The organism is Kitasatospora sp. SC0581 (assembly GCF_048159585.1).
Taxonomy (GTDB): Bacteria; Actinomycetota; Actinomycetes; order Streptomycetales; family Streptomycetaceae; genus Kitasatospora.
This window is the reverse complement of record NZ_JBLRWA010000016.1, coordinates 61459-84556: the sequence shown is the minus strand read 5'-3', so window position 1 is coordinate 84556 and position 23098 is coordinate 61459. Positions and strand designations below refer to the sequence as shown.

Annotated in this window: 19 protein-coding genes; 7 read left to right on the top strand and 12 right to left on the bottom strand. The window is 73.0% G+C overall.

Annotated features, from left to right (window positions below; all coding sequences use genetic code 11):
* Positions 1-4 precede the first annotated feature (4 nt).
* The 3 genes from ACLWS4_RS23425 to ACLWS4_RS23415 all read right to left on the bottom strand — a co-directional run bounded on the left by ACLWS4_RS23425 (position 5) and on the right by ACLWS4_RS23415 (position 3273).
* Positions 5-1567 (bottom strand): hypothetical protein, encoded by a 1563-nt coding sequence (locus ACLWS4_RS23425; RefSeq protein WP_387975266.1) that lies wholly within the window; start codon positions 1565-1567, stop codon positions 5-7.
* A 2-nt stretch (positions 1568-1569) separates the two neighbouring features.
* Positions 1570-1887, bottom strand: coding sequence for a hypothetical protein (locus ACLWS4_RS23420; protein WP_380739742.1), 318 nt, complete (start codon positions 1885-1887; stop codon positions 1570-1572).
* A gap of 231 nt (positions 1888-2118) precedes the next feature.
* Complete coding sequence (locus ACLWS4_RS23415; protein WP_416875139.1) at positions 2119-3273, bottom strand: DUF6183 family protein; 1155 nt, start codon at positions 3271-3273, stop codon at positions 2119-2121.
* Between the two features lie 330 nt (positions 3274-3603).
* Here ACLWS4_RS23415 and ACLWS4_RS23410 point away from each other — a divergent pair, with 330 nt between their 5' ends.
* The 4 genes from ACLWS4_RS23410 to ACLWS4_RS23395 are packed head-to-tail and all read left to right on the top strand — an operon-like array spanning position 3604 to position 9429.
* Positions 3604-4587, top strand: coding sequence for an ABC transporter permease (locus ACLWS4_RS23410; RefSeq protein ID WP_049649271.1), 984 nt, complete (start codon positions 3604-3606; stop codon positions 4585-4587).
* A 1-nt stretch (position 4588) separates the two neighbouring features.
* The gene (locus tag ACLWS4_RS23405) at positions 4589-5539 is read left to right on the top strand and encodes an ABC transporter permease (RefSeq protein WP_416875138.1); all 951 of its coding nucleotides are present in this window, start codon (positions 4589-4591) and stop codon (positions 5537-5539) included.
* Positions 5536-7680, top strand: a complete 2145-nt coding sequence (locus tag ACLWS4_RS23400; protein ID WP_416875137.1) for a dipeptide ABC transporter ATP-binding protein — start codon at positions 5536-5538, stop codon at positions 7678-7680. Before ACLWS4_RS23405 ends, ACLWS4_RS23400 begins: the two co-directional genes overlap by 4 nt.
* Positions 7681-7731: 51 nt before the next feature.
* Positions 7732-9429, top strand: a complete 1698-nt coding sequence (locus tag ACLWS4_RS23395; RefSeq protein WP_387975252.1) for an ABC transporter family substrate-binding protein — start codon at positions 7732-7734, stop codon at positions 9427-9429.
* Between the two features lie 114 nt (positions 9430-9543).
* On the opposite strand, the gene ACLWS4_RS23390 is transcribed toward ACLWS4_RS23395, so the two are convergent.
* From ACLWS4_RS23390 to ACLWS4_RS23365, 6 genes are all read right to left on the bottom strand, one after another.
* Positions 9544-11871 carry a Helicase associated domain protein gene (locus ACLWS4_RS23390; protein WP_416875136.1) on the bottom strand — a complete coding sequence of 776 codons (2328 nt, stop codon included), beginning with the start codon at positions 11869-11871 and terminating at the stop codon, positions 9544-9546.
* A gap of 38 nt (positions 11872-11909) precedes the next feature.
* Positions 11910-12206, bottom strand: a complete 297-nt coding sequence (locus ACLWS4_RS23385; protein WP_416875135.1) for a hypothetical protein — start codon at positions 12204-12206, stop codon at positions 11910-11912.
* Positions 12203-12910 (bottom strand): helix-turn-helix domain containing protein, encoded by a 708-nt coding sequence (locus ACLWS4_RS23380; RefSeq protein ID WP_375876089.1) that lies wholly within the window; start codon positions 12908-12910, stop codon positions 12203-12205. Before ACLWS4_RS23380 ends, ACLWS4_RS23385 begins: the two co-directional genes overlap by 4 nt.
* Positions 12907-15066, bottom strand: a complete 2160-nt coding sequence (locus ACLWS4_RS23375; RefSeq protein WP_416875134.1) for a hypothetical protein — start codon at positions 15064-15066, stop codon at positions 12907-12909. Before ACLWS4_RS23375 ends, ACLWS4_RS23380 begins: the two co-directional genes overlap by 4 nt.
* Positions 15066-15542, bottom strand: a complete 477-nt coding sequence (locus ACLWS4_RS23370) for a hypothetical protein (RefSeq protein ID WP_074005426.1) — start codon at positions 15540-15542, stop codon at positions 15066-15068. Before ACLWS4_RS23370 ends, ACLWS4_RS23375 begins: the two co-directional genes overlap by 1 nt.
* A gap of 205 nt (positions 15543-15747) precedes the next feature.
* Positions 15748-16665: a helix-turn-helix domain-containing protein gene (locus ACLWS4_RS23365; RefSeq protein ID WP_416875133.1), complete on the bottom strand. Its 918-nt coding sequence runs from the start codon at positions 16663-16665 to the stop codon at positions 15748-15750.
* Positions 16666-16894: 229 nt separating this feature from the next.
* On the opposite strand from ACLWS4_RS23365, the gene ACLWS4_RS23360 reads away from it, so the two are divergent.
* From ACLWS4_RS23360 to ACLWS4_RS23350, 3 genes are all read left to right on the top strand, one after another.
* Entirely contained in the window at positions 16895-17590 is a 696-nt protein-coding gene (locus ACLWS4_RS23360; RefSeq protein WP_416875132.1) for a CHAP domain-containing protein, read from the top strand.
* Between the two features lie 380 nt (positions 17591-17970).
* Positions 17971-19488 carry a S8 family serine peptidase gene (locus ACLWS4_RS23355; RefSeq protein ID WP_416875131.1) on the top strand — a complete coding sequence of 506 codons (1518 nt, stop codon included), beginning with the start codon at positions 17971-17973 and terminating at the stop codon, positions 19486-19488.
* A 238-nt stretch (positions 19489-19726) separates the two neighbouring features.
* Positions 19727-20266, top strand: a complete 540-nt coding sequence (locus tag ACLWS4_RS23350) for a hypothetical protein (RefSeq protein ID WP_159028526.1) — start codon at positions 19727-19729, stop codon at positions 20264-20266.
* 124 nt (positions 20267-20390) lie between these two features.
* Here the strand turns inward: ACLWS4_RS23350 and ACLWS4_RS23345 are convergent, their stop codons facing one another.
* The 3 genes from ACLWS4_RS23345 to ACLWS4_RS23335 are packed head-to-tail and all read right to left on the bottom strand — an operon-like array spanning position 20391 to position 22995.
* On the bottom strand, positions 20391-20993 hold the full coding sequence (locus ACLWS4_RS23345) for a hypothetical protein (RefSeq protein ID WP_074005420.1): 603 nt from the start codon (positions 20991-20993) through the stop codon (positions 20391-20393).
* The gene (locus ACLWS4_RS23340) at positions 20990-22249 is read right to left on the bottom strand and encodes a hypothetical protein (RefSeq protein WP_416875130.1); all 1260 of its coding nucleotides are present in this window, start codon (positions 22247-22249) and stop codon (positions 20990-20992) included. The genes ACLWS4_RS23345 and ACLWS4_RS23340 overlap by 4 nt, the downstream gene beginning before the upstream one ends.
* 2 nt (positions 22250-22251) lie before the next feature.
* Complete coding sequence (locus tag ACLWS4_RS23335) at positions 22252-22995, bottom strand: ATP-binding cassette domain-containing protein (protein ID WP_416875129.1); 744 nt, start codon at positions 22993-22995, stop codon at positions 22252-22254.
* Positions 22996-23098: the final 103 nt, after the last annotated feature.

Genomic DNA, 23098 nt, shown 5'->3' with positions numbered 1-23098 from the left:
TGCCTCACTTGGGCATTCGGACGCTTGTGACGTTGGGGAGGCTGTCGTCGGAGGCGCCGCCCATGTGGTTGTTGATGAAGTCGCTCTCGCTGACCCAGACGGTGTAGCCCCAGGGGTTGTAGAGCTCCAGTTGGTCACCCCGGTGTCCGATGATCATCATTTGGTGGCCGCCGTCTCCGCGGACCGACACGGGGACGGGCTTGCCCTCGTCGATCTTCTGCTCGATCTCGGTCAGCGCACTCTGGCGCTTGTCGCGGCTGTCGAGGTCGACGTTGTGGTACTCCGCGCCGGTGTGCTTGCCGATCTCGTCGTCGGCGACGTCGTCGGACTCCCAGTCCCACATCCCGCCCTTGTCGAAGTGCCACCAGGAGCGGGTGTCGTAGACCCGGTTGGTCTCCTTGTCCCATCGCTCTTTCGACGCCTGACCGTTGTCGTAGGCCGGGTCGCCGGGGTGACCGCCGGTGGTGAGCTGGAAGGCGAAGAGCGGGTCGACCATCGCCCGGGCGGTCACGGTCGAGGCCGCCACGCAGGTCGGATACGGTCCCTGACCCCATTTGACGCCCTGGTAGGCCGTGTCCGTCTTCTGGGTGGAGGTCGCGTCGAGCTGCACCGGGGATATCCGATCGGCGAGCCAGTCGGGATCGTCGGCGTGTTCGTGGATCAGGTCGTCGAACTTCTTGACCTCGTCGTAGCTGTGCCCGGCGGCGAGCGCCTTCATCAGGTAGGCACGCTCCTCGGGGGACTTGCAGCCGGCCAGCAGCTGGTCGAAGCGTGCCCTGTCGGCTTCGCTCATCTTGTCCATGACCTGGCCGGCACGCGTCACGTCGTTGGCCGTGAGGATGCTGCCGTACTCCTGGCTGCCGGCGAGAGCGGCATCGACGATGACCAGCTTGTCCTCCGCGCTGAGGCCCTTGTTCTTGAACTTGCCCGCCAGCGCCTTGCCCGCCAGCGCGTTCAGCTCGCGGGCGGCGGCGCGGCCCGCGTTCTCGGCCTTCACCGCGGCGTCGTGGACCGACCTGATGCCCTCCCTCGCCTTCGCCTGGGCGGTGTGCATCGTGTCGTCGTCCCAGTGGACCGGGTCCGGCATATCGCCGACGGTGATGTCGTGCAGCAGTTTCAGCGCCTCGGCCAGCGGCGCGTGGCCCTGCCCGTGCAGGACCTGAGCCTCGCTCAGCGCGCCGGCCAACGTCTTGAGCTGGTCCCGGCCCTTGCCCAGGGCGTCGCGGCAGCGCCCGAGGTCGTCGGCGGAGGCCTTGACCACCTCCGCGGCTTTCTCCCCGACCTGCCCGGTCCAGGCGTCGGGCAGCTGCTGCGAGCCGACCTGCGTCACCGTCATCTGGATCTGGTCCAGCCGGCCGCTCGCCGTGTTGTAGGCGGCGGCGAGTTCGCCTAGTTTGCCGGAGTCGCCCTTGGGCGCGGGCAGTTGCAGGGCGTCGTGGACGGCGTACTTGAGGTCGCCGGCGCCCCACATGCCGTGGGACTCGTCGATGGTCTTCTTCAGCTTCTCGGCCTGCTGGCGCTGGCTGCCCGACGGCCCGCCGAGCGGGTGCGCGCTGTGGTCGGCCACGGTCAGGCCCCCTGCTGGTACTGCTGCTGGACACCGTGGTCCGTGGTCGCGTAGTTGGCCGCGGTGGTGTGCACCTTGCCGCCGAGATCCTTCAGCGCGTCGACGTTCACCTGGAGCTCGTCCTGCCAGGCCTGCCAGAAGGCCTTCGCCGCGTCGCCCGCGCCGTACTCGCCGAGGACGGCGGGGTCGGACATGTTCAGCTTGTCCAGGGCCGCTTTGACACCACCCACGTCCCCGCCGGCCGCAACGAGCTTGTCGCCCGCGTCCCCGAGCTTCTCCGGATGAGCGCCGAACCCCGTTCCGGCACCATCGATGCCCATGTTCCCCCCATGCTGTTCGACACGCTCTGTAGAGCATCGAACATCATAACGTCGGCCGATGGACAGTTCGACGGGCGTCGCCGGCACCCCGCTCACCGGTATCGGGGCGCAGGCCCAGCCGAGGGCGATAGCGCTGCTGCCGGTGATGGGAAGGGCGGGCGGGGCAGGCCGGAGGGGGCTGCCCGGAGGCCGGGTTGCGGTCGCGGGGCTGGCGGCCGGGGTGGCGTGTGGTCAGTCGGTGTCGGTGGCGGCCAGGACCGCGAGGTGTCGGCCGTCGGGGTGCAGGGCGGCGAGGGCGAGGTCCCAGGCGACGTTGTGGAACCAGGGGGCGGACGCGGTGCCGAGGCGGAGCCAGGTGGTCTGGCGCACGCGGTCGGCGGTCCGGGTGATCGGCGCGTCGGCGGGGGTGCCGGTCAGGGCGGCCAGGGAGCGCCAGGCGGCGAGTCTGCCGTAGGCGCCGTAGTTGCCGTGGCCGTAGGCCGGTGCGCGCAGGGCGGCGGTGAGCAGGGTCCGTAGGGCGAGGTCGGGGTCGGAGGGGTGGAGCCGGGCCGGGGTCTGGCCGGGCGGCCAGGGGGTGAGCGGCAGGAGCGCGAGGAGTGCCGGGAGGTCTTCGGGGGCGACCGGGTCCGGTAGCCAGAACTCCTGGGCGGCGAGCTTGCCGTTGGACTGGGCGAGCCAGTGGGCGACGGCCGCGCCCATGGCCTCCGTCGTGGCGGGCAGGCTGGTCTCGGTCGGTTCGGCCGCGGCCGCCCGCTGCCGCGTCGCCGGCGTGGCCTCCAGCGCGTCGCCCGGCTCCGGCCACACGGCCGGGACCGTCCAGGTCCAGTCGTCGGCGGCTCCCGCGGGGCGCCGCAGCCCGTGCTCCTCGGGCAGCAGGGCCAGCGGCAGTACGGCGAGCGGGTGGCCCTCGGCCAGGAGGGTGTCGGCGAAGGCGCGCAGCGCGGGGTGGCCGTTGACCGCGTCCGAGACGAGCACCGTCTCGTGGAGCAGGCAGGCCGCGAACTCGCGCGCGTCCGCGGTCTCGGGCGCCCGGTCGAAGACCTCGTCGGCGATGTCCTCGATGCGGTGCCCGTGGGCGACGACCGCGGCCAGGTAGCGCGGGGAGACGCCGGGGTGCGGCGAGTCCAGCACGCGCACCAGGGCGCGCAGGCTCTGCGGCCCCGGGCGGGCGGCCAGGGCGTTCAGTGTCCAGTACAGGGCCGCGGCGCAGTGCCCCTGGCGGTCCCGGCCGACGGCGGTGCGGGCGGCGAGTTCCGCCGCGAGGCCGCCGGCCCAGTCGAACTCGCCGGTGGCGACCCGCGATTCGACCTCGGCGCGCAGTACGGAGACGTCCGCGTCGTCGGCCTCGCAGAGGGCGTCCACCGTACGGGTGATGTCCTTGTCCATGGCGTGATTGTTTCCCGGCGGCGGGTGGTCCGCCGCCGGCGGCGCGCCCGCCGACGCTCGGCGACGGCGCGGACCGGTGGCCGCCGCGGCCCCTGCGACCTGCGGATTCGACGAATTGTGACGCGAACGCGTCCATGTGCTGCGGGCGCGTTTCGTGTTCGTGTCCACTTGCCCTGGTCCCTGGTGCCGGGTGTCGCTCGCACACAGACTGGCCTCTGCACGGTCGTGCAACCACCCCTTGGATCGAGGAAGTTCCACCCGCATGCCCAACTCCCCCAGACCCGGCGCTCCCCGGCCGTACCCGTCGCATCCGGTGGGGAGGTGGCGTCCGTGCTCCGGTACGTGACCCGCAGGGCGGCGGGCTGGTTCCTGGTGATCGCCGTGGCCACCAACGCCACCTACTTCCTGGCCAGTTGGTTCCTCGACCCGCGTTCGAACTTCAAGGAGCTGCGCCCGGTCCGCACCGAGGAGCAGATCTCCCGGGCCCTGGCCCCCTACAACCTGGACCCGCACGAGCCGCTGCTGCACCGCTGGTGGGACTGGCTGACCGGGGTGGTCCTGCGCTTCGACTGGGGCCGTTCCCCGGTCGGGGTGCGGGTGAACGGGGAGATCGGCTACCGCTCCCTGGTCAGCGCCGAGCTGGTGACCGGTGCGACGGTCCTGTCGGTCGTCGTCGGTGTGGCGCTCGCGGTGCACACCGCCTCGCGCCAGTACGGCTGGCGGGACCGGGCCGCCCAGGCCCTGTCCATGGCGCTGTTCAACGTCCCGGTGTCGATCGCCGCCCTCGCGCTGGTGCTGCTGGCCATCCGGCTGAACGAGCAGGCGGGTTGGCACTTCCTGTACGTCGCGGGCGAGAACTCGCCCGGCGTGGAGGGGTTCTGGGCGACGGTCGGCGACCGGCTGCTGCACCTGGTGCTGCCGACGCTCACCCTGACCCTGACGGGGTACGTGGGCTACCACCTCACCCAGCGCTCGCTGCTGCTGGACGTCATCGGCTCCGACTTCGTGCGCACCGCCCGGGCCACCGGGCTGACCCGCGCCCAGGCGATCCGCCGGCACGCCCTGCGCACCGCGCTGATCCCCACCGCCCAGTCCGTGGCCTTCGGCATCCCGGCGGTGTTCACCGGCGCGGTGCTCACGGAGACGATCTTCGGTTGGAACGGCATGGGCCAGTACTTCATCCAGACCATCAGCAAGAACGACGTGCACGGCACCGTGGCGACCGCCGCGTTCGCCGCCGCCCTGACGGCGGTCGGCGCGATCCTCGCGGACATCGCCACCGTCCTCCTCGACCCGAGGGTGCGGGTGAGCTGAGATGAGCACTCCTGTAGCCCCTGTGGGTCCCGGCGCGGCCGCCGATCCGCTGCACACCGACCCGCCGGCCGCCGGGCACGACGGCCGCTACCTGGGCCGGCGCCGCCTCTACCTGCGCCGCTTCCTGCGCAACCGGACCGCCGTCGCCGGCGTGGTGATCTTCCTGCTGCTCGTGCTGTTCAGCGCGCTCGGCGGCCTGTTCACCCCGTACGGCTACGCGGACACCGACTTCTCCGCCCTCACCCAGGCCCCGAGCGCCGAGCACTGGTTCGGCACCAACCAGGGCGGCAACGACGTCTACGCCGCCGCCGTGCACGGCCTCCAGCGCTCGCTGGTGATCGCGGTGACCGTCTCCCTGCTGACCGTCGCCCTCGCCGCGGTCGTGGGCGCGGGCGCCGCCTACGTCGGGGGCCGGGTGGAGAAGGCGACCCTCGCCCTCATCCACTTCCTGCTGGTCGTGCCGTCCTTCCTCGTCCTCGCCCTGGTCTCGCACCGGCTGGCGGGCGACTGGCGGGTCCTCATCCTCGTCCTGACGGTGTTCGGCTGGATGTCCACCGCCCGCGTGGTCTGGTCGGTGTCGACGTCCCTGCGCGAGCGCGACTATGTGCGCGCCGCGGAGTACATGGGCGTGCGCCCCCTGCGCATCGTGCTGCGCCACATCATCCCCAACCTGGGCTCCCTGCTCATCGTCAACCTCACCCTGGGCGTGGTCTCCACCGTGCTCAGCGAGACCGCCCTGTCCTTCCTCGGCTTCGGCGTCCAGACCCCCGACGTGTCGCTGGGCACGATGCTCGCCGACGGCGCGGGCACCATCACCAGCGCCCCCTGGCTCTTCGCCTTCCCCGCCGGGCTGACCGTCCTGCTCACCGTCTCGATGACCTTCGTCGGCGACGGCCTGCGCGACGCCCTCGACCCCACGTCCACCACCGGCGCGGCAGGAGCCCGACGATGACCCTCGCACCCGCCCCCCGCACCGGGCTCGCGACCGACCCCACCGACCCCGCCGGCCCCGCCGGGCCCGCACCCGTCCTGTCCGTACGCGGCCTGAGCGTCTCCTTCCCCTCCGAGGCCGGGCCGGTGGAGGCCGTGCGCGGCGTCGACTTCGACCTGCTGCCCGGGCGCACCCTGGGCATCGTCGGCGAGTCCGGCTCCGGCAAGTCCGCCACCGCCCTCGCCGTCATGGGCCTGCTGCCGCCCACCGCGCGCCTCGGCGGCCGGATCCTGCTGGGCGGCCGCGACCTGGCGGCGATGGACGACAAGGAGCTCTCCCGGGTCCGCGGCAAGGACATCGGCATGGTCTTCCAGGACCCGATGTCCGCGCTCACGCCCATCTTCAGCGTCGGCCGGCTGCTCTCCGAGGCCCTGCGCGTGCACCGGGAGCTGTCCCGGAAGGACGCCTGGGAGCAGGCGGTGGAACTGCTCGACCTGGTCGGTATCCCCGACCCGCGCGAACGCGCCAAGTCGTTCCCGCACGAGTTCTCCGGCGGCATGCGCCAACGCGTCGTCATCGCCCTGGCCATCGCCAACAGGCCCTCGGTGCTCGTCGCCGACGAGCCCACCACGGCGCTGGACGTCACCGTCCAGGCGCAGATCCTCGACGTGCTGCGCCTGGCCCAGCGCGAGACCGGCGCCGGCCTCGTCCTGATCACCCACGACCTGGGCGTGGTGGCCGGCCACGCCGACGACGTCGCCGTCATGTACGCCGGACGGATCGTCGAGCACGCGGGCGTCGACGAGCTCTTCCGCCGCCCCACGATGCCCTACACCGCCCGCCTGCTGGCCAGCGTCCCGACCGTGGACAGCGGCGTCCCGCGGCCCCTGGTCCCGGTCGGCGGGGAGCCGCCGTCCCTGGTCGCCCTGCCCGGCGGCTGCCCCTTCGCGCCCCGCTGCGCGGTGGCCGTGGACGTGTGCCGGACCACCGAACCAGGCCTGGCCGCACCGGACTTGACCTCAGCGGACCTGAACGCACCGGCGCCGGCCGGGCGGCCCGGCCGCGCCGCCTGCCACCGCGCCCGGGAGATCGCCGACGGCAGCCTCGACCCGGTCGGGGCGGCCCCTCCCGTGCCGACGGCCGGCCCCGCCGAGCGGACCGCCGGCGAGGTGGTCCTGCGCGTCGAGGACCTGGTCAAGACGTTCCCCGTCACCAAGGGCGCCCTGCTCAAGCGCCGGGTGGGCACCCTGCACGCGGTCAGCCACGTCGGCTTCGAACTGCGCGCGGGCGAAACCCTGGCCCTGGTCGGGGAGTCCGGCAGCGGCAAGACCACCACGCTGCGCGAGGTGCTGCGGCTGCGCGCCCCCGAGGGCGGCCGCATCGAGGTGGCCGGCACCGACGTCGCCACGCTGCGCTCGGCCGCCGAGGTCCGCGAGCTGCGGCGCCACGTGCAGATCGTCCTCCAGGACCCGACGGACGCCCTGGACCCTCGGCTGACCGTCTTCGACCTGCTGGCCGAACCGCTCCAGGCCGCCGGCGCCGACCGCACCGCCGTCCGCTCCCGGGTCACCGAACTCCTGGACCTGGTGGGCCTGGACCGCGCCATGGGCGACCGCTTCCCCGCCGCCCTGTCCGGCGGCCAGCGCCAGCGCGTCGGCATCGCCCGCGCCCTGGCCCGCGAGCCGAGGCTGCTGGTCCTGGACGAGCCGCTGTCCGCCCTGGACGTCTCCGTGCAGGCCGAGATCATCAACCTGCTCGCCCGGCTGAAGCGCGAACTGGGCCTGGCCTACCTCGTGGTGGCGCACGACCTGGCCGTGGTGCGCTACTTCTCCGACCGCGTCGCGGTGATGTACCTCGGACACATCGTCGAGTCCGGCGCCACCGAGGAGATCTTCGCCCGGCCCCGGCACCCGTACACCCGGGCCCTGCTGTCGGCCGTCCCGGTCCCCGACCCGGAGCGCGAGCGCCACCGCGAGCGCATCGTCCTCGCGGGCGAGCAGCCCAGCGCCGCCCAGCTGCCGCAGGGCTGCGTGTTCGTCGACCGCTGCCCGCTCCACCGGGAGGCCGACGAGGCCGTACGCACGCGCTGCCGCACCGAGCGGCCGGCGACCGTCGGCGCCCCGGACGGCTCCGACCACCGGTACGCCTGCCACGCGGTCTGACCCCCGCCCCCCGCTCTTCCCCGTCTCACCGAATCCCACCAAGGACACCCCATGCGTCGGAAGCTCGCCCTGCCCCTCGCGCTCGCCGCGGCCGTCTCGGTCGCCGCCACCGCCTGCTCCTCCTCGTCCCCCTCCGGCGGCTCCACCGGCGCCTCCCCCGGGCAGGACGCCAAGAACGCCGCCAAGGTCGCGTCCTCGGTCACCGACTACAACCCCCAGCCGTACGAGAACATCAAGGACGGCGGCACCTACACCACCGCGGGGACCTTCGACGAGCAGGGCAACCCGTTCAACGTCAACGGCACCCTGAACGCGCTGCGGGTCTGGTCCTGGTACAACGCCGACGCCATCACCTACTCGCCCACCGGCGAGGTCCAGTACAACCCGGACTACTACAGCGACGTGAAGGTCTCCGTCGAGGGCGGCGACCAGAAGGTCGTCATCACCCTCAACCCCAAGGCCGTGTTCAACGACGGCACCCCGATCGACTGGCGGGCCATCGAGGCCACCTGGAAGGCCAACAACGGCTCCGACAAGGAGTACGCGGCTTCCTCCACCGACGGCTACGACCGCATCACCTCCGTCACCCGGGGCGCGGACGACAAGCAGGCGGTCATCGCCTTCAAGGGCGTCAACGCCTCCTGGTCCGCGCTGTTCACCACCTTCCTGCACCCCCAGGCCGCCACCGTCGACAACTTCAACAAGGCGTACGTCAAGACCGCCCACCCCGAGTGGGGCACCGGGCCGTACACCGTGGGCACCTGGGACGACCACTCCGGCAACATCACCTTCGTGCGCAACCCCACCTGGTGGGGCCGGCCGGGCAAGCTCGACAAGCGCGTCTACGTCAACCTGGAGAGCGCCGCCTCGATCAACGCCTTCAAGAACGGCGAACTCGACTACGCCCCCGTCGGGACGGCGGAGAACCTCAAGCAGGTGAAGACGGTCAAGGACGCCGAGATCCGCAGCGGCGGCAGCCCCTTCGAGTACTCGCTGTACCTCAACACCAAGTCCCCGCTGCTCGGCGACGTCCAGGTCCGCAAGGCCGTGCAGGAGAGCATCGACCGCGCCCAGATAGCGAAGATCCGGTTCCAGGGCCTCGACTACACCGAGCCGCTGCCCGGCTCGTCGGTGCTCTACAGCTTCCAGCAGGGCTACCGCGACAACGTCGCCTCCGTGCTGAAGTACGACCCGGAGCAGGCGCGCAGGACCCTGGACGCGGCCGGCTGGCAGCCCGGGGCCGACGGCATCCGCGCCAAGGACGGCAAGCAGCTCGCGATCGGCTACACCCTGCTCGGCGACGGCCCCATCGAGAAGGCCACCGCCAGTGCGTTCACCGCGATGCTCAAGACCGTCGGCGTGAAGGTGGACGTCAACAAGGTCTCCGAGAACGACTTCTCCAAGGTCCTCAGCGACCGCCGCTTCGACCTGTTCATCTCCGGCAACCGCTCGACGGACCCCTTCGGCGCCCGGTACCTGTGCGACTTCTACTGCTCCGACCGCGACTCCAACATCACCGGAGCCGGCACCCCCGAACTGGACAAGGAGATCCGCGCCACCGGAGAGATCGCCGACCTCGGCCAGCAGATCGCGGCCGTCAACGAGGTCGAGCAGAAGGCCCTCCAGCAGTACTCCCTGCTGCCGCTCTACAGCGGCCCCTCCACCTACGGCATCCGCAAGGGCCTCGCCAACGTCGGCGCCGCCATCTTCTACAGCCCGCTGCCCGAGACCGTCGGCTGGCAGAAGTAGCAGCACCGCCGGCGCCCGGGGCTGTCGACTCTCCGGACCGTCGGGGGACGCACGGCGCACGTCGGACGTGCGCTCGCCGAAGGGCGGCTCCGCGGGCCGCCCTTCGGTGGAGCATCACCCGCTCCGGCCGCCGGTGGCGGTCCCGGCGTGCCGGTGGAGGGCGTCCAGGAGCGTGATCTGACGGTTGGTCAATTTGCCGTCAGTGCGGGCCTTGTCCTGTTTGCGCAGCCAGGTGCCGGGGCGGAAGGCCGGGTCGGCCTCGCCGCCGGTGCGGTTCACCGGGCCGTCGAGGGCTCCGCCGGCGGCGAGGTAGGCGAGCAGGCGACGGTAGGAGCGGTTCCAGTCCGGCTCCAGGCGCCACAGCTCGTCCAGCGCGTCCAGCTTCGCCGCCTGGTCGCCGGTGAGGCCCGCGGCCTTGCGCTGGCGGCGCATCCACGCGCCCACCGCGTAGTCGTCCAGCTTCGCGGTGGCGGGGATGGCGAGGTGGCCGTGCCGGCGGTGGAACGCGGCGGCGTACGCGGCGCCGCGTTCCCAGGCATTGGCGTTCTTCGACCAGATCATGCCGAGCGCGTCCAGCTCACTGACCCGGGCGGCATCGAGCAGGCCCTGGCCGTGGAGATGGCGCTGGCGGGTAAGCCAGGAGATCAGCTCGGCGTGCCTCGTCCTGTCGACGGGGTCGAGGTGGCCGTGCCCGGTGTGGAACCCGGCGGCGACGGCGTGCATCCGCTGCCACTCGGCCGCGCGCGGGTTGAACGCGCGCAGCTTGACGGTCTGGAGGATGCGCGCGGCGTGCCGGCGGGCGTCGACCTTCAGCCACTCCGCCGGCGACTCGACCGGGGCCGCCGGCTGCTGATCGCCCTCTGGGGTCTTGGCCGCGGTGGTGTGCGCGGCGGGCTGCGAGCGGTGGGCGCGCAGCTCGGTGATCCGGCCGACCACCCGGGCGTCGTGCGCCGCGAGAGCGCGCAGGACCCGCCAGATCGTACGGAAGCTGGAGGCCTCGATCTCGGTGTCGGCCTCCGCCTTCACGGCCTCGTCGGCGTCGTGGACCTCGGACGGGTGCGCGGTGGCGGTGTCGTCGCCGGCCTGAGGCGTCGGCAGGTAGACCGGGATGACGATCCACGAGACCTTGCCCTGCCGGTAGGACTGGCGCAGGGCGCGGCCGACAGCCTGGACGATGTCGATGACCGAGCTCTTGGGGTCGGCGAAGCAGACGGCGTCCACCGCGGCGACGTCGATGCCCTCGGTCAGCAGCCGGCTGTTGCAGAGGATGCCGCACTCCTCGCCGTCCTCGCCGGTGTGGGCCTTGAACTCGGCGAACGCGGCCCGGCGGTCGCGGAGGCGGTCCGTGCCGGCCACCGCCTTCGCCCAGATCCGCTCCGGGCGCTCCGCGTCCTCCAGCAGCCGGGAGGCGTCCGGCAGGGTGTCCGCGAACTCCCGCGCCGCGCTGACCCGGGAGTGGAAGGTGATGACGCGGCGCAGGTCGAGGTCGGCGACGGCGCGCAGCACGGCGATCTGCAGGGCCAGGCGCAGCAGTTCCTCGTTGGAGCGCTGGGTGCGCAGGTCGGCGACGGCGGGGAGGCGGAGCAGTTCGCGCAGGTCCTCGTCGGTGACGACGGGGACCAGGACGCGGTAGTCGGCGAGGTAGCCGTGCTCGATGCCCTGGCCGAGGGTCCAGGTGAAGACGGTTGTGCCGTAGATGCTCTCGTCGTCCATGGAGCAGAGCGCGGGCAGCGCCTGGCCGTCGGCTTCGGCGAGGTCGGCCTGGCCGTCCTTCGCGCGCCGGTCGTCGGCGATGCGCGGGGTCGCGGTGAAGTAGAGCCGCCGGGTGGCGGGGACCTGGGCGTCGTCGTGGACGGCCGCCCACGCCTTGCTCTCGGCGCCGGCGGTCCGGTGCGCCTCGTCGATGACGACCAGGTCCCAGGCGGGCAGGCCGAACTCGCGGTGGGCCTGGACGATCCGCTCCAGCGAGGCGTAGGTCGCGTACACGGTGACCGGCTGGTCGTCGGGGGCGCCGGCGACGAGGTCGGTGATCCGCGGGGCCTGGGTGGTCACCCGGGCGTGGACGCGGCCGCCGGCCTCCGCGCTCTCCAGCGCCTCCTCCCGTGAACAGGCCGCCACCGCCAGGCCGCGGCGTCCGCCTCGCAGGGACCAGGCTTCGGCGGTCTGCTCCAGCAGCTCGATCGTCGGCACCAGCACCAGGACCCGGCCCCTCGCCGCCAGGCGCCGGGCGCAGCCGGCGGCGATCAGGGTCTTGCCGGAGCCGGTCGCCGCGACGACCGTCGCGCGGCCGCCGTCCTTCACCTCGCGCACGGCGGCGGCAACGGCGTCCTTCTGGAACCCGTGCAGCGGCAGCGGGTTCGCCACGGCGATACCGAGCGGCTGCGCCGGGAGCGGCGGCCGGGCCGGCGCGCCCTGCTCGGCGGTGGCGGTGGTGCTCTCCACGACGCGGGTGTCTCCTTCGCGTACTGGGTGCCGGGGGGTCAGTGCTCGTCGGGGTAGGCGTAGCGGTGGAGGGCGTCGATCAGGCCTTCGACCAGGTCGCCGAACGGAGTGGTCTGCCAGTCGCCGTCGAAGCCGCCCTCGGCCAGGAGGATGTCGGCGAGTCGGTCGGTCAGCTCCTGGGCGTCCTCCTCGCTCGGCGGGGTGGCCGGGTCGAGGGCCACGCCGCGGGCCTCGGCGGCGCGGCGCAGCACGGTGAGCTTCTCGTCGGAGCCGGCGAACCATGTGGGGCGGTGGGGGTCCGGTGCGGTGTGCCGGTCCGGATGACCTGCGCTCACCGGTTCTCCCCGGGGATCCAGCCGCGGACTTCGAGGTACTGGATGTCGGCGTCGGCGATGGCGCGGCCGGTCTCCACCAGCCAGGCCTTCATGGCCTCGGTGACGTCGCCGTGGTGGTCGGCGACGCGCCGGGACCACTCGGCGGCGTCGAAGCCTCCGGTGCCGGCGGAGCCGTAGGTGCGCTCCTCGGTGCCGTCCGCGCGGGGGACGAACCCGCGCCGGATGCCGCCGGAGTCCTGCTCCGAGCCCGCCGAGTACACGTACTGGTCGGCCTTCATCCGGACGGTGAAGGCGAGGCGGCCGCCAGCCCGGCCGGTCTCGTGCACCACGGGCGCGAGGTGGCCGGCGCCGGACCTGATGGCCTGTCTCCCAGCGCGGCCGGCCATCGACCCGCCGGCCTCGCCGACCGTGTCCTTGCCCCGGACCCGGGCCTTCTGTCCGGTCCTGGTGCGGCGGCGGCTGGTGTTCGCCTCCGCGATCCCGGACAGCGTCTCCTCGTCGCGCTCGCCGCCGCGGACCGCCCGGACCAGCTGGCGCAGCGCGCCGACCATGCTCGCGCCCTTGCCCTTGGTGAAGAACTGGGAGACGAGCGAGGCGTCGCGGCCGAGCATCCCGGCGACCTGGCGCTTGGTGTAGCCGTGGTCGATGAGCTGCTGCGTCAGCCGCGCGGCCTCGTTGGGCTGGTTCGGGTCGGCCGGGCTCACCGGGTCTCCTCTGCGGCGAGTTCGGCGCGGCCCAGGCCGCGCAGCTTGAGGTACTGCTCCTGGCTGGTGGGGTGCTCGACGGGGCCGGTGAGGTGGCCCTTGAGGAGGTAGTCGCCGGGCTCGCCGCGGTAGGGCCAGGGCTGGCGCTCGGTCAGGGCGATGCCGTCGGTGCCGAAGTAGACGACGGTGCCGGGCTTCGCGTGCAGGGCGCCGGCGTGGCCGATGACCTCCTTGCCCTGGCGGTACCTCATGTCCAGCAGCGCCGCCCGCGCCCCGGACCACACGTAGGCGGCCCACTCGGGGTGGGCGTACGGGTCGCGGGAGAAGCCGGCCTGCCGCTGCCAGGTCACCACCTGGTCGTCCCGGCCGAGGATCTCGACCCCGGCGGGCAGGGTCTCGCCGACCGGGGTGGTGCCGGAGACCAGGCGCGGGCGCTGGGCGAAGCCCCCGAGGCCGAACAGCAGCACCGCGCGGACGGCGCGGGAGGCGAGGTAGGCGGCGGTGCGCTGGCGGTCGTCGCCGTGCATGCGGGAGAGGTTGGTCAGGTCCGCCCACGCCGACTTGAGGCGCTTGCCCCACTCGTCGAGCGGCTTGCCGTCCTCCCAGAGCAGGCCGCCGAGGACCTCGATCCGCCACGGCGCGAGGTGGTTGGACAGGGCGAGGTGGACCTCGGCGCCGCCCGCCCAGGTGGTGAAGGTCTCGCCGGGCGCCGAGGGGTAGGTCCAGGCGCGGTCGCCGGTGACCGGGGCGGGCAGCAGGCCGACGTGGTTCCAGCCCTGCGGGACGGTCACCTTGACGTTCCAGTGCGAGCAGGACATCAGGGCCTTGGTCTGCTCGGCCTCCGTCATCGCGGCGAACCCGGCGGCGGTGATCCGGCGCGGGGTGCCGACCGGGGACTTCCACAGGTGCTTGGCGTAGGCGAAGGTGCGGTCGTACTCCACCAGGGCGGGCAGCTGCTCCGGCACGCGCGGGGGCAGGACCAGCTCGGTGCGGCCCTGGCCGCCGGTCGCGTGCAGCAGGCCGCGCAGCTCCTCGGACAGGACCGGGTAGCCGCCGGCCCACTTGCCGGTGGTCGGGACGGTGCGCGACCACAGGTCCCGGCCGGTCTGCGACGGCGAGCCCATGAGGACCGCGTCGTCCCAGTGGCGGCGCAGCGCCTGCCACAGCAGGGTGAACGCCTGACGGCAGGTGACGACGTCGGCGCCGTCCGGGTCGAACCACTCCCCCATGGAGCGGATCTCGGTGGTGCCGCTGTCCGGGGCCGCGGTGGGGGCGTAGCGGCCGACGGGCTGGCGCTGGTGGACGAAGTGGCCGGCGAGCTTGTCGCGGCCGGAGCCGACGGCGGTGGTCCACCGCTCCGACGGGGTGTTCAGCCAGGCGGCGACGGCGTCCTTGAGGGTGGAGTAGCGCTCGGCGCCGTCGTGCCAGGGGGCGCCGGCGGTGATGTAGACGCGCTCGGTGCCGGGCGCGGTCGCCAGGACGGCGTCCAGGATCTCCCCGGGGGTGCGGGCACCGAGGTCGACCCGGACGACCTGGTCGCGGACCGCGAGCATCCCGGCGGCCGCGTCCAGGAACACCGTGGAGCGGGCCTGCTGTGTGAAGTTCGGGCGCTTGGAGAGCAGGCCGGTCGTCACGGCCTCGAACCGGGCTCCTGCCGGGCCCTCAGGGAGGGTGGGCAGCTCGCGCGGACCGGCCTCGACCGCCGGACGCACCGGGGCAGCGACCGAGGCCGCCGGAACGGTCGGCGCGGCGACGGGCGAGGGGGTGGGCTGCTCGAGTACGGCGGCGGGGCGGGTCAGCGCCGGGGCGACGGCGGCGGGTGGCTCGGCAACCGGCGCCGGTTCTGCCGCTTCCTCCGCTTCCGCCACTTCCGCGACGGGCACCGGGACGGGCGCGGCGGTGCGGACGGCGGCCGGGGTCGGGTCCAGCAGCGGGGCGATCCGCACGACGTCGCCGACCGACAGGCCCGCGGCCTTCGCGATGGCGTCGGCCTTCGCGCCCTCGTACCCCGCCAGCCCGGCCACCCGTCGCGAACGCTGGGCGGCGAGCCTGTCCAGCTCCTTCCGCGCGGCCGCGACCTGCTTCTCGGCGGCCGTGATCCCGGCGCGCAGCTCGCGCAGACCGGCGAGTTCGGCGGTGTACGTCTTGCGGTCCATCAGGCGCCGCCTTCCGCGGTGACGGTCGCGGTGGCGAGCTCCGCCGTCTCCCGGTCGATGCGGGCCAGGGCGGCCTTGAAGACGGGGACCAGGTCCTCGTTCATGACGTAGCCCGTCGTGCGCTGGTAGGAGGGGTTCTCGGGGTCGTACTGGGCCTCGACGGGCTGCGGCATCCCGACGGGCCAGCGCTTCTTGGCGGCACCCCGGTTGACGGCCTTGGTGATCGCACCGGACCGACCGCGCAGGGACTCCGACCCGTCGGGGCCGCGCAGGTGGCCGGAGGCGACCCAGCCCTCGCCTTCGGCGGCGAGGCGGATGATCTGCACGGCGGTGGCCGGCAGGTCCCGCAGGAGTTGCGCGGCCCTGGTGACGGTCCACTGCGCGTCCTGGAGCACCGGCGCCGCCCCGTGCCTGCCCAGCAGCGCGAAGAGCTCACGCGCCAGGTCCTCGGACACGTCCTCCAGGACGAGTCTCATGTGAACCCCCTCATAGTCCCATGGTGTCGGCTAACTCCACATAGGGTAGCGCTGGGGCGCTTCCCGGCAGCGGGCGACCGGGCAGGTGGCCGCCGGCGAGCCGGGCCGGCGCAGCGAGATCGTGGAAGCGCGGGAAGCGGGGCCCGGGACGGTCTCGCCGCTGACCGTCTCGCCGTTGCGCCAGCAGATGTCGAAGACGTCGGCCTCAGGGGCGCCTGGAATCCTGGCACTTGAGCACGGCGGGCGGGGTGGCGCCGTCGTCGAGGCAGATCCTGACGGTGGAGGCACCGCCGGCAACATCCGCGGGGATTGCGGCGTTGTAGTTCTCGCTTGCGCCGCAGACGACGCCAGTGTGAATGCTGCCCAGTTCGCTGCCGGAGGCGGAGTAGCTCGTCGCCGTGGTGTCCCGGCAGTCGGCCGAGTCCTCGGACTTGCCTTGCCCGCTCAGGCCGACCGAGCGGTTGTACCAGGTCAGGGTGCCCTTCGTGGAGGTGTTTCCGTAGATGATGTCGAAGTCGGTGGTCGGGAAGGCGGCAGGAGGCGCGGCGGCGGGCGATGGCCGGCGGGCCTCGTCCGCCCCGCCGGTCGTCGCCGTCGGGGCGAGCAGGCGGTGGACCAGCAGCCCGCCCGCGACCACCCCGGCCAGGGCCGCCGTCGCCACCGCCACCCAGGCGACCCGGTGCCGGCTCCGGCCCGCCGCCGGGGCCGCCGACGGCTCCCCGGCCCCGGTGACCACCACCGCCTCACCCACGGCCGCTCCTGCCGCCACCGCGACCGCCGCCACCGGCACCGGGGCCGCCACTTTGGCGGATGCCGCCCCCGCCCGCAGCTCCTCGTCCACCCGCGCGCGCAGGGCGAGCGCCTGGTCGAGGTCCCCCTCCGCCAGCCGGTAACAGGACCAGAGCGCGCGGACTGCCGCCTCCGGCGCCGGGTGCCGGCCGTCCGGGCTCTCGTAGCGGGAGACGGTGGTCTGGGCGATGTTGAGCCGTCGGGCCACCGTCTTCTGCGGCAGTTCCCCCGCGCGGGCCCGCCACTCGCGCAGCGTCCGCGCCAGCTCCACCCGCGCCGACGCCCCGTCCCCGACGCCCTCTGCCTCCGGCCCGGTGACTCCCCTGTCCGGCATCCGTCCGCTCCCCTCTTCTTCGGCCCGTGCATATCCGCAGCTCGGAGCGCACGCATACCCGACTGCATACGAATGAGTAACCATCTGATCGCGCAGCGTAGGAGTCGGCGGCCCGGCCGTGCAACGCTGACGACCAGCCGGTGAAACCCCCGGCGAATCCCACCCCCCTCCCGTACCCGGGCATTCGTATGCCGCCCCGGGGCACGGGATGCACTCGAAGGAGTCACCGATGTACCCGACCCGTCACCTCACGCTCCCCACCCTCAAGCAGCGCACGGGCCGCGCCGTCGCCCTCGCCGTGCTGGCGGCGGCCGCGCTCACCGGGACCGGCGCGGCGGACGCGCTCGCCCTCCCGGCGACCCCGCCCGCCGCCGGCTCCACCGCCACCGCCGACAGCAGTGCCACCGTCACCGGCGGGACCACTGCCGACGCCGACGCCCTGCGCGAGGGTGCCGCGGCGCCGGCGGCAGCCACCCTGCGGGACCGGATCGCGGCGGCGGCGCGCGGTCAGATCGGGGTCGCCGAGAGCGACTCGGCCTGCCAGAAGTACCTCACCGGAAAGGGCCAGAGCTGCCGCAACACCTCCTGGTGCGCGGCGTTCGCCGAGTGGACCTGGCGGCACGCCGGGGTGAAGAGCGTCCCGACCACCCTGCTCGGGCGCGGGGTCGGCAAGTGGGGGCAGGAGCACCACCTGTTCCACACCGGCTCGCCGAAGCCCGGTGACCTCGTCGTCTACGGCCCGCCGGCCTACGAGCAGGGCGGCCACGTGGGCGTGGTGGTCTCGGTGAACCGTGACGGCACCCTGGACACCGTCGAGGGCAACGTCAGCAACAAGGTGGCCCACCGCCACATCGACCCGCGCACCGCCAAGGGCGGCGTCAAGAAGTGGAAGATCTCCGGCTACGTGACCCCGCCCGGCGCCTGATCCCCACCTCCGCGCCCGGCCCGGGGCCGCCCCTCCACCCCATGGAGGACGCGGCCCCGGGCCGGGGGGGGTCGCGGGCGGTGCGGCTGGGGGCGGGGCCCCGGGCCCGGTCACGGTGCACTTCCTGGCGACCAAGCCGTAGCGTTCCGGGGGCAGTTGTCGATCCCTGCTCTCCGGTTCGACGCGGGGCCGCGCACCTTGGCGGACGTCCGGGGGGCGTGCCCGGTGCGGGAACTCCCGGTCGCGCGGGCCGTCTTGGGCACGGTCGGCATATCGGGGCGAGGTGGTGGACAGCTTTACTCCCGTACCACCCTCATGTGCCTGCCCGGCCGTCACTCTGCTGTCGGGCGGGTCCCCCACCCTGATGATGCGGAGACCACATGGCTCGACGACGTTCCTTGCCCCGGCTCGGCCTGGCCGTCCCGGTCGCGCTGGCGCTGACCGCCTCGCTCGGCTTCCTTCCCGCCTCGGCCTCGGCGGCGCCCCGAATACCGTCCGCCGCGCAGGCCGAGGACGCGCACACCCTGTCGTACGTCGTCAACACCAGGACCGACCACCGCACGATCGCCGAGGTGCAGCGGGCCATCACCGCGGCCGGCGGCACCGTCGTCGTCACGTACGACGGGATCGGCGTCATCGTCGCCCACTCGGCGGACCCCGGCTTCGGCGGGCGGCTGCGCGCGGTGCGCGGCGTGGAGTCGGCGGGTGCCACGCGGACCGCGCCGCTGAGCGCGGCGGGGACCACCGAGGCGGGGGCCGTGCGGCGCCTGTCCGAGGCCGAGGTGGCGACGATCGCGAAGGCGTCCGGCAGCGGCACCGAACCCCTCGAAGCCGAGCAGTGGGCCCTGCGGGCGATCGGCGCGGACAAGGCCGCGGAGATCAACCCGGGCAGCAGGGACGTCACGGTCGCCGTCATCGACACCGGCGTCGACGACACCCACCCGGACCTCGCCCCGAACTTCTCCCCCTCGCAGTCCGCGAACTGCGCCAGCGGCAAGGCCGACACCACCTACGGCTCCTGGCGGCCGGTGGACGCGAACTACTTCCACGGCACGCACGTGGCGGGCACGATCGCCGCCGCCCGCAACGGCGTCGGCGTCGCGGGCGTGGCACCCGGGGTGAAGGTCTCCGGCATCACCGTCTCCCAGCCCACCCCGCGCCAGCTGATCTACGCCGAGAGCGTCGTCTGCGCCTTCGTGTTCGCCGCCGACCACGGTGTGCAGATCACCAACAACAGCTACTACGTGGACCCGTGGCAGTACAACTGCCTGGACGACCCCGACCAGAAGGCCATCGTCGACGCGGTCAACCGCGCCCAGCTCTACGCGCAGCGCAAGGGCACCCTCAACGTCGCCGGGGCCGGCAACGCCAACCACGACCTGGCCTCCGACGGCTTCACCGACGGCGGCAGCCCCAACGACTCCACCCCGGCGAGCCGGACGGTCGACCCGCACCGGTGCTGGGACCTGCCCGCGCAACTGCCGGGCGTCGTCACGGTCAGCGCGACCGGCGCCAAGGGCGCGAAGGCGTACTACTCCAACTACGGCCTCGGCGTGATCGACGTCGCCGCGCCGGGCGGCGACCAGTACCAGGCCTCGGACACACCGTCCAAGGAAGGCGGCATCCTGTCGACGCTGCCGGGCAACCAGTACGGCTACGAGCAGGGCACCTCCATGGCCACTCCCCACGCCTCCGGTGTGGCCGCGCTGCTGAAGTCCGCCCATCCGGAGGCGACCCCGGCCCAGTTGCAGGCACTGCTCAAGACCCAGGCGGACAACCCGGGCTGCCCGGCCGGTCCGAACGGCGACGGCGCCGCGGACCCCGTCTGCGCGGGCGGCAAGCGCGTCAACGGCTTCTACGGCTTCGGCATCGTCAACGCGCTGCGCGCGGTCAAGTAGCCGGCGCCGCACCCGTCCCGTGCCCGAACGCGCTGACGCCCCCGGCTGTCCAGGCCGGGGGCGTCGGCGTTCGCGGCACGCCGGGTGCGCGCCACGCCCCACAGGTCGGGCGGTAGGCCCCGGGACCTTTCGGGCGGGTGCGGGCATTGAACGTCAACTACGCTGCTGTCACCATCAGTTGGCCGATGCAGGACCGGTCCGCCGAGCGGGCGCGGATACGGGGAGGGAGGCGGCGAGGGTGCGGACGGCAACACGGATCGCGGCGGCGGTACTGGCGGTGGCGCTCCTCGCCGGAGCGGCGGCGCTGACCTGGACGCTGGCCGCGGAGCGGATGAGCGCGGCCCTGGGGTTGGGCCCGCCGGACGGCGTCGTCGTGGTGGAGGACTGCTACGAGGTGTCCGACAGCGAGGGCTACAACGACGGCACCAACTGCAAGGGCAGCTTCACCCCCGCCGGCGGCGGCGCGGACCAGGCCCGGCCCATCGTGGTACAGGACACGAGCGGAAAACACCGGGCCGGCACCCGGCTGCCGGTACGGCTGGCCAAGGGCGTGGCCCACGAACCGTCGGCGTCACCCGCCATCAAGTACGGCATCGCCGCCGCCATGATCCTCGTCCTGGGCACCGTGTCGGCCGGCTGGCTGCTGACGACCGCCTGGCGCGGCCACGCCCCGGAGGGCAGCATCCTGCTCACCAGCGCCGGCGTCGGGCTCATGGCCGTAACGGTCCTGGGTATCGCCGCCGGCCTGCTCGCCGGAATCGTCGCCCTGTTCCTCTGAGCCGGATCGGCAGCCCGTCATGCGGCAACCGCTCGCTGCCGCGAATCGGGCGGGCACGTCATCGGTGCGGCCACGACCGAGGCCCCCTTCATCCGACGGTCCCGCTCCGACAGCGATCGAGACGTCAGTCGCCATCGACACCGGCACGCCGGCGCAACGGGGGGACGACGAGCGAGAGAGCACCGATGGCAAGCAGGACCAGAGCTTGTATCGACGCGGTAACTGATCTGGCGTCGTGCAGTGGCCAGGCCCAGATGCCGGGCCTGTTGTGCACCAGACCGAAGGAGGCGCACAGGAAGGGGAACAGCGCAGTGGCCGCCGTGGCGACTCGCCCTCCCGCGAGCCAGCGGATGATGAGGGCGAGGCCGAGGTAGCCGGCGAAGTCGCGGGCCAGGGCGGTGGCGGCGCTGCCCGCGCCCGCCGTGGATGCCACGACGGCGGCCAGCGCGCAGACCACGACACATGCGGCCATGAAGACCGCGTCCCATCCGCCCACGGCGCGGACCGCGACGCGCTCCGCGACAGCGTCGGCACGGGCCTGGCCCTCCAGGATCAGGCAGACGGGAACCAGCGGAAGGAGCGAGGACATGGGCAGGTCGAACGTCAGCCCGCCGATCACCACCGGGATGGGGACCATCACGGAGTCGGCGCCGCTGCCCAGCAGGATGCAGGAGAGCAGGCCGACGGCGACGGCGGGCACGTACCTGATGCGCAGCCACCAGATCATCGGACCGCCTGGAAGGAGGGCGCGCCCGGCTGGTGGTACTGCGCGGGGTCCAGGACCGGCTTGACGTCGCAGCGACCCAATGTGTCCGCGTTCTTCCGGAACCACGCGAGCTGTTCACCCTGCGGGAGTGTCATGACCTGACGGGCGATCTGCACCTCCTGTGGCCGGTAGCTGCCTTCGACCGTCCTGGGGGTGACTCCGGCCGTGAGCTTCAGCCAGGACGACAGTGGGGCGACCGCCTCCACGCCGGGCCAGCGGGCGAACGACTCCTTGGCGCAGTCGGGAGCCCCGTTGGGGATGTACCCCAGCGCGACGAGTGATTGCACCTCGTCCTTACCGGGCCGGGCGGATAACGGTGCCACCGTCAAGGGCCGTGTCAGACCAACGGCTTGGAGACGCTGGTGGGCCTCGACCGCCCAGTCGGTGATGCTGGTGGCCTCGGCCCGCTGCTCGGGCCACAGGCACACCCGTGGCGCCGCCGTGGTGCAGGTCTGCTCGCTTTCCGGGCGTGCTTGCGCCGCACGGTATCCGAGAGGTGCCGCGATCCCCGCCCCTGCCGTAGCCGTGGCCACCAGTGCCAGGACGGCGGTCAGCCGGTAGTTCCCGCGCAGCCTCGTCCAGATCCAGGCGGCGACCACCATCCCGACAGCCACGACGGTCGGCGCGAGGACCGCCCGGGTGGCCGGCAGTTGGTCCAGCGCGCAGCACTCGGTGAGGTTGCGGCCGTTGAGCTGACGGACCCAGAAGGCGTCGAGGGTCGACGGGTAGGCCATCCAGAGGAAGCTGGCGACGAGGGTCAGGGGCACGGCGAGCAGCCGCGGCAGGACATGTCCGAGCACGTAGCCGGCCACGGTGTGCGCGAGGACGACCAGCAGTTCCAGGAGGATGACAACGGGGGTGGACCAGCCCGGAACCCCACCGGCCTGCGGAACGAACAAGGCCAGGGCGGCCAGGACGGAGACCGTGCCGAGGGCCAGGGTCGGGGCCAGAACGGAGAGGGCGATGGCGGTGGCGGAACGGGCGGGTGCCGTACCGAGGACCGCGGACTGGCGCACCTTGAGGCCTTCCCAGGCCCCGCAGGCCGCGACGGCGGGTGCGGTGAAGCTGAGCAGGAAGCTGCTCTGGGCGGTGACGGAAGGCCAGTAGCCGTCGGTGATCCAGCCGGTCATTCTGCCGCTGTACATCGCGATCCACACGAGCAGGACGGGCATGGCCCGCACGGCTGACGAGATCCGGAAGATGGTGCGCCAGGACACGGTCACACCTCCCCGGTGACGATGCCGGCATAGGCGCTCTCGGCACGCCGTTCCGCGGAGACGGTGCTCGGCGCGAGCGTCAGGAAGGAATCGATGGGCCCTTGATGACGCACCTTTCCCTGGTCGAGGACGACGACCGAGTCGTAGGTCTCGGCCAGGTCCTCGGTCTGATGAGTGGAGACGACGAAACTCGTGAGGTGGCGCAGCTCGCCGATCAGTTCCCGGAAGACTCCGCGCTGGACCGGGTCGAGTCCCGCCGTGGGCTCGTCCAGGAGCACGACCTGGGCGTCGTGTACCAGGGTCTGGGCGATCCCCAACCGTCGTAACTGTCCACCGGAGAGTTCCCCGCTGCGCCGGTCCGCGAGCGAGGTGAGCCCGACCTTCTCGATGGCCTGCCGGGACCGCTCCCAGGCCTCGCTCCGCGACATGCCCTTGAGCCAGCCCGCGTAGGCCGCCTGTTCCCGCACTCGCAGGCCGGGCACCGGCCGCACGTGCTGAGGGAGCCAGCCGACCTTCCGGCGGTAGGCCTTGAGGTCCTTGGAACTGCTCGTGTCCAACCCGTCGAGGGTGATGCGACCGGCCTCGGGCCTGAGAGCGGAGGCGATCAGGCCCAGCAGGGTCGACTTGCCGGCGCCGTTCGGGCCGAGCAGCACGCTGCACCCTTCGCCCAGGCGGAGGCTGAAGGAGTCCAGGACTCGGGAGCCCTTGCGGTAGCCGAAGGAGCAGTCAGTTACTTGAACAGGCATGATCACCGATCCGCTTTGCATTCTGAGCTGGTGAGAGATGTGGCGCCGCGTCACCCGGACGCTTTCCCACAGACACGTGCAGCATCGGCTATCCCACTGCACG